The sequence below is a fragment of the Micromonospora sp. NPDC005197 genome (genome assembly GCF_040608295.1).
GTDB lineage: Bacteria > Actinomycetota > Actinomycetes > Mycobacteriales > Micromonosporaceae > Micromonospora.
In genome coordinates this window covers 16515-29673 of sequence record NZ_JBEXHY010000070.1, presented here as the reverse complement: position 1 = coordinate 29673, position 13159 = coordinate 16515, and the positions used below count along the sequence as shown (strand labels likewise).

13 protein-coding genes are annotated in these 13159 nt (G+C 70.3%); 2 read left to right on the top strand and 11 right to left on the bottom strand.

Annotated features, from left to right (window positions below):
• Nucleotides 1-93: 93 nt before the first annotated feature.
• From ABZU46_RS21255 to ABZU46_RS21220, 8 genes are all read right to left on the bottom strand, one after another.
• Nucleotides 94-603 carry a metal-sulfur cluster assembly factor gene (locus tag ABZU46_RS21255; RefSeq protein WP_354860402.1) on the bottom strand — a complete coding sequence of 170 codons (510 nt, stop codon included), beginning with the start codon at nucleotides 601-603 and terminating at the stop codon, nucleotides 94-96.
• Between the two features lie 73 nt (nucleotides 604-676).
• A complete protein-coding gene (gene sufU / locus ABZU46_RS21250; protein ID WP_354860405.1) occupies nucleotides 677-1150 on the bottom strand; it encodes a Fe-S cluster assembly sulfur transfer protein SufU in 474 nt (157 codons plus the stop codon).
• A 2-nt stretch (nucleotides 1151-1152) separates the two neighbouring features.
• On the bottom strand, nucleotides 1153-2457 hold the full coding sequence (locus tag ABZU46_RS21245; RefSeq protein WP_354860400.1) for a cysteine desulfurase: 1305 nt from the start codon (nucleotides 2455-2457) through the stop codon (nucleotides 1153-1155).
• A gap of 20 nt (nucleotides 2458-2477) precedes the next feature.
• Complete coding sequence (gene sufC / locus ABZU46_RS21240) at nucleotides 2478-3251, bottom strand: Fe-S cluster assembly ATPase SufC (protein ID WP_354860398.1); 774 nt, start codon at nucleotides 3249-3251, stop codon at nucleotides 2478-2480.
• A complete protein-coding gene (locus ABZU46_RS21235; protein WP_354860396.1) occupies nucleotides 3251-3577 on the bottom strand; it encodes a non-heme iron oxygenase ferredoxin subunit in 327 nt (108 codons plus the stop codon). The genes sufC and ABZU46_RS21235 overlap by 1 nt, the downstream gene beginning before the upstream one ends.
• A complete protein-coding gene (gene sufD, locus ABZU46_RS21230) occupies nucleotides 3577-4719 on the bottom strand; it encodes a Fe-S cluster assembly protein SufD (protein WP_354860395.1) in 1143 nt (380 codons plus the stop codon). Before sufD ends, ABZU46_RS21235 begins: the two co-directional genes overlap by 1 nt.
• A 97-nt stretch (nucleotides 4720-4816) precedes the next feature.
• Complete coding sequence (gene sufB, locus ABZU46_RS21225) at nucleotides 4817-6247, bottom strand: Fe-S cluster assembly protein SufB (protein ID WP_354860393.1); 1431 nt, start codon at nucleotides 6245-6247, stop codon at nucleotides 4817-4819.
• The gene (locus ABZU46_RS21220; protein ID WP_354860404.1) at nucleotides 6244-6945 is read right to left on the bottom strand and encodes a transcriptional regulator; all 702 of its coding nucleotides are present in this window, start codon (nucleotides 6943-6945) and stop codon (nucleotides 6244-6246) included. Before ABZU46_RS21220 ends, sufB begins: the two co-directional genes overlap by 4 nt.
• 194 nt (nucleotides 6946-7139) lie before the next feature.
• Between ABZU46_RS21220 and ABZU46_RS21215 the strand changes: the two genes are divergently transcribed.
• Nucleotides 7140-8102 (top strand): COX15/CtaA family protein, encoded by a 963-nt coding sequence (locus tag ABZU46_RS21215; RefSeq protein WP_354860391.1) that lies wholly within the window; start codon nucleotides 7140-7142, stop codon nucleotides 8100-8102.
• A 142-nt stretch (nucleotides 8103-8244) separates the two neighbouring features.
• Here the strand turns inward: ABZU46_RS21215 and ABZU46_RS21210 are convergent, their stop codons facing one another.
• The 3 genes from ABZU46_RS21210 to ABZU46_RS21200 all read right to left on the bottom strand — a co-directional run bounded on the left by ABZU46_RS21210 (nucleotide 8245) and on the right by ABZU46_RS21200 (nucleotide 10754).
• Complete coding sequence (locus tag ABZU46_RS21210) at nucleotides 8245-9165, bottom strand: hypothetical protein (protein ID WP_354860390.1); 921 nt, start codon at nucleotides 9163-9165, stop codon at nucleotides 8245-8247.
• 14 nt (nucleotides 9166-9179) lie between these two features.
• Nucleotides 9180-9515, bottom strand: a complete 336-nt coding sequence (locus ABZU46_RS21205) for a hypothetical protein (protein WP_354860389.1) — start codon at nucleotides 9513-9515, stop codon at nucleotides 9180-9182.
• Between the two features lie 285 nt (nucleotides 9516-9800).
• On the bottom strand, nucleotides 9801-10754 hold the full coding sequence (locus tag ABZU46_RS21200; protein ID WP_354860387.1) for a heme o synthase: 954 nt from the start codon (nucleotides 10752-10754) through the stop codon (nucleotides 9801-9803).
• A 265-nt stretch (nucleotides 10755-11019) separates the two neighbouring features.
• On the opposite strand from ABZU46_RS21200, the gene tkt reads away from it, so the two are divergent.
• The gene (gene tkt / locus ABZU46_RS21195; RefSeq protein WP_354860386.1) at nucleotides 11020-13158 is read left to right on the top strand and encodes a transketolase; all 2139 of its coding nucleotides are present in this window, start codon (nucleotides 11020-11022) and stop codon (nucleotides 13156-13158) included.
• Nucleotide 13159: the final 1 nt, after the last annotated feature.

The following is a 13159-nucleotide window of genomic DNA, read 5'->3' as shown; positions in this document are numbered from 1 at the left end:
TTTCACTGCTGTACAGACGTGTGCACTACCCAACCCCCGACGCACGGCGGGCGCGGCACCGGGGGGGGTGCCGCGCCCTCGAGGATCGGTGCGTCAGACGTTGAAGCCCAGGGAACGGAGCTGGTCCCGACCCTCGTCGGTGATCTTGTCCGGTCCCCACGGCGGGAGCCACACCCAGTTGATCCGGATGTCGTTGACCAGGCCGCCGCCCGGGCCGGTGGTCAGCGCCTGCCGGGCCTGGTCCTCGATCACGTCGGTCAGCGGGCAGGCCGCCGAGGTGAGCGTCATGTCCAGGGTCGCGACGTTCTCGTCGTCGACGTGCACCCCGTACACCAGGCCCAGGTCGACCACGTTGATGCCCAACTCGGGGTCGACGACATCCTTCATCGCCTCCTCGATGTCGGCGATCATGGCCTTGCTGACGCCGCCCGCCGAGGTGGCGGCGTCGCCGGCACCCGGGGCCGCAGCGCCGTCGGTCGCAGCGCCGTCGGTCGCAGCGGCGTTGGTCGTCGCGGCTCCGTCGGTCGTCACGGCGTCGGTCTGCGGCGCCGCGGTGGCGTCACCGGCCTCCGGCGTCGCCGCGGTAGCGGTGTTCTCGCTCATGCCGTCCCTCCGGTTCGCTTCGTGATGCCACCCGGCACCACAGTGCTGCTGGAAATCGCTCGCTGACGCTCGCTCACGCCTTCACCTCCGGGCTTGCGCCCACGCCGGCGCGTGCCGCGGCGTCCTTGAACGCCATCCACGGCAGCAGCGCGCACTTCACCCGGGCGGGGTAGCGGGCGACGCCCGCGAAGGCCACCCCGTCACCGAGTACGTCCTCGTCGGGCGTGACCTGGCCACGTCCGGACATCAACTCGACGAACGCCTCGTGCACCTCGAATGCTTCCCCGGTGCCCCGACCGCGCAGCAGTTCGTGCAACACGCTCGCCGACGCCTGGCTGATCGAGCAGCCCATCCCGTCGTACGAGATGTCGTGCAGCACGTCGCCGTCGGTGGCCACCCGGACGGTGATCTCGTCGCCGCAGGTCGGGTTGACGTGGTGCGCTTCCGCGACCTGGTCGGCCGCATCGTCGGCGTCGCGCAGGCCACGGCCGTGCGGATGCTTGTAGTGGTCCAGGATGATCTCCTGGTAGAGCTGGTCGAGTTGCACCATCAGTCGAACACCTTCCGCACCTGCTCCAGACCGCCCACCAGGGCGTCGATCTCCTCGGTGGTGGTGTAGAGGTAGAACGAGGCCCGGGTCATCGCCGGGACGCCGAACCGGCTGCACACCGGCTTGGCACAGTGGTGGCCCACCCGCACCTGCACGCCGAGCGAGTCGAGCACCTGACCCACGTCGTGCGGGTGCACGCCACCCAGCGCGAACGAGATGGTGCCGCCGCGCCCGATCGGCACGGTCGGGCCGAAGATCCGCAGGTCGGGCACCGAGCCGAAAGCGTCCAGCGCGTACGCCGTCAGCTCCTTCTCGTGCCACTGGATGGCCCGCATCCCGACGCCGGTCAGGTAGTCGACCGCCGCACCGAGCGCGACCGCCTCGGCGATCGGCGGGGTGCCCGCCTCGAAGCGGGCCGGCGGCGCGGCGAACGTCGAGCGGGCCATGGTGACCGTCTCGATCATCGAACCGCCGCCGAAGACCGGTGGCATGGCTGCCAGCAGCTCACCCCGGCCCCAGAGCACGCCGATCCCGGTCGGGCCACACATCTTGTGCCCGGTGAAGACGATGTAGTCGGCGTCCAGGTCGACCACGTCGATGGGCAGGTGCGGCACCGACTGCGAGCAGTCCAGCAGCAGCAGCGCGCCCACCTCACGGACCCGCGCGGTGATCCGGGAGGTGGCGTTGACGGTGCCGAGGATGTTGGACGTGTGCACCAGCGAGACGATCTTCGTCCGTTCGGTGACCAGGTCCTCCAGGCCCGACTCGTCCAGCCGACCCTGGTCGGTGACCGGGAACCAGCGCAGGGTCGCGCCGGTGCGCTCGCACAGCAGCTGCCACGGGACGATGTTCGAGTGGTGCTCCATCTCGGAGATCACCACCTCGTCGCCGGGGCCGAGCCGGAACCGGGGGTCACCGTCCGGGCGCAGCGAGGCGTTCGAGAAGGCGTACGCCACGATGTTGATCGCCTCGGTGGAGTTCTTGGTGAACACCACCTCGTCGACGCTCGGCGCGTGAATGAACGCGGCGATCTTGGCCCGCGCCCCCTCGTACGCCTCGGTGGCCTCGGTGCCCAGGGTGTGCACCGAGCGCGACACGTTGGCGTTGTGCCGCGCGTAGTGCTCGTCGAGCACGTCGAGCACCTGACGGGGCTTGTGCGAGGTGTTGGCGCTGTCGAGGTAGACCAGCGGGTGCCCGTTGATCTCCCGATCGAGGATCGGGAAGTCGGCGCGTACCCGGGCCACGTCGAAACGCGGCACGTCGTCGTACTGCGGCATCCCCTCGGGGATCGCGATGCTGGTCATCTCGGCAGCGCCTTCCCCACTCAGGCCTTGGCCGTGCCGGCCCCGGCGGCGTACCGCTCGTAGCCCTCGGCTTCGAGCTTGTCGGCCAGCTCCGGGCCGCCCTGCTCGACGATCCGGCCGGCCACGAAGACGTGCACGAAGTCCGGCTTGATGTAGCGCAGGATCCGCGTGTAGTGGGTGATCAGCAGCACGCCGGTGTCACCGGTGTCGCGGACCCGGTTGACGCCCTCGCTGACCACGCGCAGCGCGTCGACGTCGAGGCCGGAGTCGGTCTCGTCGAGGATCGCGATCTTCGGCTTGAGCAGCTCGAGCTGGACGATCTCGTGCCGCTTCTTCTCACCGCCGGAGAAGCCCTCGTTGACGTTGCGCTGGGCGAACGCCGGGTCCATCTGGAGGCGCTCCATAGCGCCGCGCAGCTCGCCGCCCCAGGTGCGCAGCTTGGGCGCCTCGCCGTCGATGGCGGTCTTCGCGGTGCGCAAGAAGTTGGCCACCGAGACGCCGGGCACCTCGACCGGGTACTGCATGGCCAGGAAGAGGCCGGCGCGGGCGCGCTCGTCGACCGTCATGGCCAGCACGTCCTCGCCGTCGAGGGTCACCGAGCCGCCGGTGATCTCGTACTTGGGGTGGCCGGCGATCGAGTACGCCAGGGTGGACTTGCCGGAGCCGTTCGGGCCCATGATCGCGTGAGTTTGACCGGAATTCACCTCCAGGTCTACCCCATGCAGGATCGGCTTGAGCTCACCCTCGGGCAGCTTGACCGACACCTTCAGGTCGCGGATCTCCAGGGTGCTCATTATCGGGTCACTCCATTACTCGGCGTCAGGCTGAGGTAGATGTCGCCGTCGCGGACTTCGACGGGGTAGACGGGGACGGGTTCGGTGGCGGGCAGGCCGGTCGGCGCGCCGGTGCGCAGGTCGAAGCGCGAGCCGTGCAGCCAGCACTCCAGCGTGCAGCCGTCGACCTCACCCTCGGAGAGGGCGACGGAGGCGTGCGAGCACTCGTCGTACGCGGCGTAGAAGTTGCCGTCCTCGCCGTGCACCAGGGCGATCGGGGTGCCGTCGACATCCGCGCTGATCGCGGTGCCCTTCGGCACGTCCTCGGTGGAGCAGATCCGGATCATCAAGCGCCCGCCTTGGCCAGCCGGGCCTCGATCGCGTCGCCCAGGCGCTCGCGCAGCGACTCCACCGGGATCTTGTTGATCAGCTCGGCGAAGAAGCCGCGGACCACCAGGCGGCGGGCTTCGCTCTCCGGGATACCCCGGGCCATCAGGTAGAACAACTGCTCGTCGTCGAAGCGGCCGGTCGCGCTGGCGTGGCCCGCGCCGGCGATCTCGCCGGTCTCGATCTCCAGATTGGGTACGGAGTCCGCCCGCGCGCCGTCGGTGAGCAGCAGGTTCCGGTTGATCTCGTACGTGTCGGTGCCGGTCGCCTCGGCCCGGATCAGCACGTCGCCCACCCAGACGGTGTGCGCGTCCGCGCCCTGCAGGGCGCCCCGGTAGCCGACGTAGCTGCGGCAGTCCGGCACGGAGTGGTCGACCAGCTGGCGGTGCTCCAGGTGCTGGCCGCCGTCGGCGAAGTAGACCCCGTACAGCTCGGCCTCGCCGCCCCGGCCGGTGTACTCCACGCTGGTGAACTGGCGCACCAGGTCACCGCCCAGGCTCACCTGCACGTGCGTCACCCGAGCGTCCCGGCCGAGCTTGAACTTGAGGTGCTGCGCCTGCACCGCGTCCGGCGCCCAGTCGGCCACGGTGACCAGGGTCAGCTTGGCCCCGTCGCCCACCGACACCTCGACGTTGTCGGCCAGGGTCGCCGAGCCGACGTGCTCCAGCACCAGCGTCAGCTCCGCGAATCGGCCCACCTCGACGAAGGTGTGCCCGAAGGCCAGACCCTCGCCGCCGTCGCCGACCACCCGCACGCTCACCGGGGCGCCCACCACGACATCGCTCGCCACCGAGAGCAGCAGCGCCTGCCCGGCGCCGCCGTACGCGAGCGCGCTGACCCGGTCGACCGGGGTGAGCACGCTGCCCACCCGCGGGTCGTCGGTGCCGATGCGCTCGATGGCCACGCCCTCGGGCAGCTCGCCGTACTCGTGCCGGACCGTGCCGGCACCGGCCTGGGCGTCGCCGCTGAGGCCGCGCAGCCGCTTGAGCGGGGTGAAACGCCACTCCTCCTCCAGGCCGGTGAGGGCCGGGAAGTCGGCGACGTCGTACGAGCGCAGCGCCTGCGACTTGGTGCTGGGCGGCGCGGAAGCCTGGGTAGTCATGTCTTCCTTGGTCTGTCATGAATCGGAGGGTCAAAGCGGGCTGGACCGGACCCGGCGTACCGGGTCCGGGCCCGTCCGTGGCCGGGCGGCGGCGGCGTCAGCCGACCGCGCCCTCCATCTGAAGCTCGATCAGGCGGTTCAGCTCCAGGGCGTACTCCATCGGGAGTTCCTTGGCGATCGGTTCGATGAAGCCACGAACGATCATGGCCATCGCCTCGTCCTCGCTCAGGCCCCGGCTCATCAGGTAGAAGAGCTGGTCGTCGCTGATCTTGGAGACGGTCGCCTCGTGCCCCATCGACACGTCGTCCTCGCGGATGTCGACGTACGGGTAGGTGTCCGAGCGCGAGATGGTGTCGACCAGCAGCGCGTCGCACTTGACCGTGCTCCGGCTGTGGTGCGAGCCCTCCAGCACCTGCACCAGACCGCGGTACGAGGTGCGGCCGCCGCCACGGGCGATCGACTTCGACACGATCGTCGAGGAGGTGTGCGGCGCGGCGTGCACCATCTTGGCGCCCGCGTCCTGGTGCTGGCCCTCGCCGGCCATCGCCACCGAGAGCACCTCGCCCTTGGCGTGCTCGCCGGTCATGTAGACCGCCGGGTACTTCATGGTCACCTTGGAGCCGATGTTGCCGTCGACCCACTCCATGGTCGCACCCTCGTGGCAGACGGCGCGCTTGGTGACCAGGTTGTAGACGTTGTTCGACCAGTTCTGGATGGTCGTGTACCGGCAGCGCGCGTTCTTCTTGACGATGATCTCCACGACCGCGCTGTGCAGCGAGTCCGAGGAGTAGAGCGGCGCGGTGCAGCCCTCGACGTAGTGCACGTACGCGCCCTCGTCGACGATGATCAGCGTCCGCTCGAACTGGCCCATGTTCTCCGTGTTGATCCGGAAGTAGGCCTGCAGCGGGATGTCCACGCGCACGCCCTTCGGCACGTAGATGAACGAGCCGCCGGACCACACGGAGGTGTTCAGAGCGGCGAACTTGTTGTCGCCGACCGGGATGACCGTGCCGAAGTACTCCTTGAAGACGTCCTCGTGCTCGCGCAGCGCGGTGTCGGTGTCCAGGAAGAGGACGCCCTGCTCCTCAAGGTCCTCACGGATCTTGTGGTAGACGACCTCGGACTCGTACTGCGCCGCGACACCGGCGACCAGCCGCTGCTTCTCCGCCTCCGGGATGCCCAGCCGGTCGTAGGTGTTCTTGATGTCCTCGGGCAGGTCCTCCCAGCTGGTGGCCTGCTTCTCGGTCGACCGCACGAAGTACTTGATGTTGTCGAAGTCGATGCCGGTGAGGTCCGCGCCCCAGGCCGGCATCGGCTTGCGGCCGAACAGCCGCAGACCCTTGAGGCGCAGGTCGAGCATCCAGGCCGGCTCGTTCTTCTTGGCCGAGATGTCCCGCACCACCGCCTCGTTGATGCCGCGCTGGGCGACCGCCCCGGCGGCGTCCGGGTCGGACCAGCCGTACTCGTAGCGACCCAGGGCGGCGAGCTGCTCTTCCTGGGTCAGGGGCTGGACGATCTGCTCGGTCATCTATCTGTCCTCACAGTGGTGACGGGATTACCGGATTGGGCGCGGCCCGGCTGGGTCGGGATGTGCGTGGTGCACACCCCGTCGCCGTGCGCGATGGTGGCCAGGCGTTGTACGTGGGTGCCGACCAGACGGGAGATCACCGCGGTCTCGGCCTCGCACAGCTGGGGAAACTCGGCGGCCACGTGCGCCACCGGGCAGTGGTGCTGGCAGAGCTGGCCGCCGGAGGCGATCGTGGTCGCGTTGGCAGCGTAACCCTCGGCGGTGAGCGCTCCGGCGAGTGCCTCAGCTCGCGCGAGGGGGTCGTCGCCGGCGTCCTCCATGGCGGCGCGGCAGCGCGACTCCAGCGCGGACACCTGCTCGGTGGCGAACGCCTCGACCGCGTCCGGGCCTCCGCTGCGGGCGATCCAGCGCAGCGCGGCGGTGGCCATGTTGTCGTAGTGGTGTGTGCCACAGCGGACCCGGGCCGCCTCGGTCAGCACGAAGACCTTGGCCGGACGCCCCCGACCGCGGCTGCCCTGCACCGTCTGCTCGCGGGCGACAACGTCACCGTCGGCGAGCATCGCGTCCAGGTGCCGGCGGATCGCCGCCGGGCTCAGGCCGAGCGCCAGACCGAGCTGCGCGGCGGTGGTCGCGCCCCGCTCCAGCAGCAGCTGGGTGACGCGGTCCCGGGTGGAGATCTCTGTCGCGGCGCCGCCCAGCGCGGACGACGAGGCCCCGACGAGGGCGGACGCGGACGCGCCGACGGCCTGGGCAGCCGTCGGCTGGTGCCCGGAGAGCGCCGCCGCGTTTTTCACAACACCAACGTTACGTAATTACCCGGAGGGTGGCAAACCCGGGCCCCGGTGATCCGAACCACCGACCCTGCGGAGTCGGACGAACCTCGATCACTACGGTGCGTAGGATTTGCGCCGTGAACCGCATCGTCCGTCCGGTCTCCGGTCTCCTGCTGCGCCGCCTCGCGCTCGCCTCGATCATCGCGAACGTCGGCATCGTCGTCACCGGCGGGGCGGTCCGGCTGACCGCCTCGGGCCTCGGCTGCCCCACCTGGCCCCGGTGCACCGACGATTCGTACGTCACCACGCCCGAGATGGGCGTGTACGGGGTGATCGAGTTCAGCAACCGGATGCTGACCTTCGCGGTTGGCCTGATCGCGCTGGCCACCGTGCTGGCCGTCCTGGCACACCGGCCGCGCCGCCGCGGGCTGCTGACCCTCGCCGTCGCCGTCTTCCTGGGCATTCCCGCCCAGGCGGTGATCGGTGGCATCACGGTGCTCACCAACCTCAACCCGTGGGTGGTCGGGCTGCACTTCCTGGCCTCGATGGCGGTGATCGCCGCCGCGTACGCCCTCTGGCGGCGGGTCGACGAACCGGACGCCCCGACGGTCGCCGTGGTGCCCTCGCCCCTGCGCACGTTGGCCCGGGTCACCACGGGCGTCACCGTCGCGGTGCTGGTGATCGGCACCTGGGTCACCGGCAGCGGCCCGCACGCCGGCGACCACGGCGCGGCCCGCAACGGACTGGACCCGGAGTCGATCTCCCAGGTGCACGCCGACGGCGTCTTCCTGCTGATCGGCCTGTCGGTGGCGTTGATCTTCGCGTTCCGCGCGGTCGGCGCGGCCCGGGCCACCCGGGCCGCCGTCGTCCTGCTCGCGGTGGAGCTGGGTCAGGGGCTCATCGGCTTCGTGCAGTACTTCACCCAGGTGCCGGCGGTCCTGGTCGGCGCGCACATGCTCGGCTCGTGCCTGGTGCTGCTGGCCGCCCTCGCCGTGCAGTGGTCCACCCGCGAACGCCGCCCGGCCGCCCCGGCGCCGCAGGCCACCGCGACCGAGGCCGAAGCCGTCCCGGTCACCGCCTGAACCCCCGCGCCCGCGCGACATCGGAGATGTCGCGGTGCGCTTGTCACGATCATGCTCGATCCAGGAAGTAGTGGCATCGCCAGCACGCCGATGCCACTACTTCCATGATGGTGCGCAGACGTCGGCGCGGAGGCTCGGCGGGTCAGGCTCGGCGGGCCAGGTGGGTGGCGATCGCGGTGGCGAGGCGGTCGGGGGCGCCGTCGGCGTACCCGATGAAGAGCGACGGCTCGGTCAGCTCCAGTTCCACCAGGACCGGGTCGCCGTCCGGGCCGGGGATCAGGTCGACCCGGGCGTAGAGCAGTTGACGCGTGCCACCGGGCACCGCCGCGAGGGTCCGCTCGGCGACCGCCAACTGCTCGGGCCGCGGGGCGCGGGGCCTGATCTCCTCGGCCTTGTAGAGGCCGTCCGGGCCGAGATCCGGGCCGGTCAGCATCGGACCCTTGCGGATGGCGTGGCTGTACGCGAGCCCGTCCGGGCCGGCCAGGAAGAGCAGTGCGGTCTCGCCCTCGCTGTCGACGGCGCTCAGGTACGGCTGGACCATGGTCGTCCGGCCGGCGGTGGAGAGGCGGCGTACGTGGGCGTGAGCCAGGTCGCGGTGCTCCGGGTCGGCCAGGTCGTACCGGCCGGTGTCCTGACTGCCGGCGCTGACCGAGGGCTTGAGCACGTACTCGCCCGTCTCGGCGGGCGGCGACCAGCTCTCGCCCGGCTCGACCCAGGACGTCGGCACGGTCGGCACCCCGGCGGCGCTCAGCTCGGCCAGGTAGCGCTTGTCGGTGTTCCACCGCACCACGTCGGCCGGGTTGACCAGGGTGGGCACCGACGCGGCCCAGGCGACGAACTCGTCGCGGCGCAGGGCGTAGTCCCACGGTGAGCGGAGCACGACGAGGTCGTACGAGGACCAGTCGGCGTCGGGGTCGTCCCAGACGACCGCCTCGGCGGCGATCCCCCGGGCGGTGAGCGGGTCGAGGACGAGGCGGTCGTCTGGGTCGAGGTCGACCAGATCGGTGCAGGTGACGAGAGCGACCCGGGGTTCCCCCCGGGTCGACTGGTGTTGGTTGGTCAATTCAGCTCTCTATCTCAACGGGCCATCGTGCGCCGGGCCATCGACCGCCAGAGGTCGTTGCTCGGTCGCATCTGGTCCATCAGTTCACGCTCCCAGGCGTTCTCGACGGTGACTCCCGCCTTGGCGCACGCCTCCCGGGCGGTGACGGTGTCCTCGGCGAACTGGTCGCCCCACTCACCATCGGCACCCACGAGGACGATCCGTGCGCCGCGCTTACCGACGTACTCGATGACGGCCTTCGCGCCGCCGTGCCCGGCGGCGAACGACCGGAGGCCCGCGACCAGGCCGTGCGGGGCCTGCTCGCCGGCGGTCTGCTCGGCCGTCAGCGTCGTATCGGAACCATCTGCCATGACGCGAAGCCTAAGCAGAGTTGCACTCACGCGTGCGAGAACCATGAACCTTTTGTGATGCCAATTACCTCTAGGTTTCAGGAAGGCCACCGGCTTCCTGTCCGGTTATATCCGGACTTTCCCGCACTAACCACTCGGGCAAATCAGGGTCCAGTGCCCGCAGGTTGAGTCGATCCGACTCATGCCGAAAGTTACTCTCATGTGACATTAAACCCGGACAACTCATCCACGACCATGATTAGTCTGCGGATTTCCGCAGCGTCGTGGGACGTCCCGCGACGCGGGTCAGATCAGCGCGTCGAGCGCGACGGCCACGAAGACGATGGTCAGGTACGTCGTCGACCAGTGGAACAGCCGCATCGGCTTGACCGCCTCGCCGCGGGTCGCCCGCCGGCAGAGCCGGTGCGCCTCGACCAGGAAGATCGCGCCCACCACCAGCGTCGGTACGCCGTAGATCGCGCTGAGGCCCAGCGGCCAGACCGCGAGGGAGGTGAGCACGGTGAGCCACGCGAAGATCAGGATCTCGGCGTTCACCCGGCGGGTGGAGGCCACCACGGGCAGCATCGGGATGCCGGCGCGGGCGTAGTCGTCCTTGTACTTCATCGCGAGCGGGTAGAAGTGCGGCATCTGCCAGAAGAAGACCACCGCGAACAGGCCCCAGGCCGCCGGGGCGAGCCCGCCGGTGACCGCCGCCCACCCGATCAGCACCGGAGCGGCACCGCAGGCGCCACCCCAGAACGTGTTCGTCGAGGTGGAGCGCTTGAGCCAGAGCGTGTAGACGACGTCGTAGTAGACGATCGCGGCGAGCGTCAGCCCGGCGGCGAGCAGGTTGGTGAACGCCGCCATCAGAACGATCGAGATCGCCGCCAGCACCAGACCGAAGACGAGCGCGCTGCGCGGCGACACCGTGTGCGCCGGCAGCGGACGCCGCTTGGTCCGCCGCATCAACTGGTCGATGTCCCGGTCGATGTAGCAGTTGAGCACGCTGGCCGCCCCCGCGGCGAGCGAGCCACCGATGAGCACCACGGCCATCAGCCACAGCGACGGCAGTCCGCCGTCGGCGAGCATCATCGCCGGGACGGTGGTGACCAGCAGCAACTCGACGATGCGCGGCTTGGTGAGCGCCACGTACGCCGACACGATCGCGCGCACGTCCCGCCGCGCCACCGGACCCTTGGCCGCCCGTACCGGGGGCTGCCCGGTGGGGTTGCTCGCGGGGCGCTCGGTGATCATGCTCACGGATTGCCACCTTCCGGCATCGGCACGGGGAGATCGAGTCGGCCGCGCCCGCTCGGGGGCCGCACACCGACCCACACACTACGCGTTGTCGTTTTGGCTGCCCGGCCGACCCGACAACGGTGCGGGCCGTCACACCACCGGGTTGAACGTCTGGGCGCAGAGTCACGTACTGCACACCATGCGGAGATCCCCGGGCGCACGTTTAGTCGCGCTCGATAGGGTCATCAGTGAGGGTTCCGCCCATCTGCCGAGGAGCACAACCATCGTGGCTGCCAACCGACCCGAGCACTCCGAACTCAACTGGTCCGACCTCGATCGCCGGGCTGTCGACACCGTCCGCGTCCTGGCCATGGATGCCGTCGAGAAATCCGGCAACGGCCACCCGGGCACCGCGATGAGCCTGGCGCCCGCGGCCTACCTCCTCTTCAACCGGGTCATGCGGCACAACCCGGCCGACCCGAACTGGCCCGGCCGGGACCGGTTCGTGCTCTCCGCCGGGCACTCCAGCCTGAGCCTCTACATCCAGCTGTTCCTCTCCGGCTACCCGCTGAGCCTGAACGACCTGAAGTCGCTGCGCCAGTGGGGCTCGCAGACCCCGGGTCACCCGGAGCACGGTCACACCCCGGGCGTGGAGACCACCACCGGCCCGCTCGGGCAGGGCCTGGGCAACGCGGTCGGCATGGCCATGGCGGCCCGTCGCGAGCGTGGCCTGTTCGACCCGGAGGCCGAGCCGGGCAGGTCGGTCTTCGACCACAACATCTGGTGCATCGTCTCCGACGGTGACATCGAGGAGGGCATCAGCCACGAGGCCAGCGCCCTCGCCGGGCACCAGCAGCTGGGCAACCTCACGGTGATCTACGACGACAACGAGATCTCGATCGAGGACGACACCCGCATCGCCAAGAGCGAGGACGTGGCGGCCCGCTACGAGGCGTACGGCTGGCACGTGCAGACCGTCGACTGGCGCAGCGGTGACGCCGACCAGGGTGACTACCACGAGGACGCCGAGGCGCTGTACCGCGCGCTGGTGGCCGCCAAGGCGGAGACCGGTCGTCCCTCCTTCATCGCGCTGCGCACCATCATCGGCTGGCCCGCGCCCAACAAGCAGAACACCGGCAAGATCCACGGCTCGGCGCTCGGCGCCGACGAGGTGAAGGCCACCAAGCGGATCCTCGGCTTCGACCCGGAGCAGACCTTCCAGGTCGACGAGGAGGTGCTCGGCCACGCCCGCACGGTGATGGGCCGCGGCGACAAGGCCGAGCAGGAGTGGACCGCCGCGTTCGACGCCTGGAAGAAGGCGAACCCGGAGCGCACGGCGCTCTACGAGCGGATGGCCGGCCGGGTGCTGCCGGACGGCTGGACCAAGGCGCTGCCGGTCTTCCCCGCCGACGCCAAGGGTGTGGCCACCCGGGCCGCCTCCGGCAAGGTGCTCGAGGCGCTCGCGCCGGTGCTGCCGGAGCTGTGGGGCGGTTCGGCCGACCTGGCCGAGAGCAACAACACCACCATGAAGGGCGAGCCGTCGTTCATTCCGGCCGCGCACGCCACCAAGGACTTCCCCGGCCACGAGTACGGCCGGACGCTGCACTTCGGCATCCGTGAGCACGCCATGGGCGCCATCCTCAACGGCATCGCGCTGCACGGCGGCACCCGCCCGTACGGCGGCACGTTCCTGGTGTTCAGCGACTACATGCGCCCGGCGGTGCGGCTGGCCGCGTTGATGAAGCTGCCGGTGACGTACGTCTGGACGCACGACTCGATCGGCCTGGGCGAGGACGGCCCGACCCACCAGCCGGTGGAGCACCTGACCGCGCTGCGCGCCATCCCGGGCCTGGACGTGGTCCGCCCGGCGGACGCGAACGAGACGGCGTGGGCCTGGCGGCAGGCGCTGGAGCACACCGACCGGCCGACCGCGCTGGCGCTGAGCCGCCAGCCGCTGCCGACCCTGGACCGGGATGTCCTGGGTGACGTGGCCGGCGTGGCCAAGGGTGGCTACGTGCTGGCCGAGGCGTCCAACGGCAAGCCCCAGGTGATCATCGTCGGCACCGGCTCCGAGGTGCAGCTCGCCCTGACCGCCCGGGAGCGGCTGGAGGCCGACGGCACGCCGACCCGGGTCGTCTCGATGCCCTGCCAGGAGTGGTTCTACGAGCAGGATGAGGCATACCGGGAGTCGGTGCTCCCGCGTGGGGTAAAGGCACGGGTGAGCGTGGAGGCCGGGATCGCCATGTCCTGGCGCGGCATCGTCGGTGACCTCGGCGAGAGCGTCAGCCTGGAGCACTACGGGGCGAGCGCCCCGCACACCGTGCTCTTCGAGCAGTTCGGGTTCACCCCCGACCGGATCGTGGCGGCGGCACACGCCTCGCTGGCCCGGGTGGGCGACATCACCGGTTTCACGACCGGCAACTGAG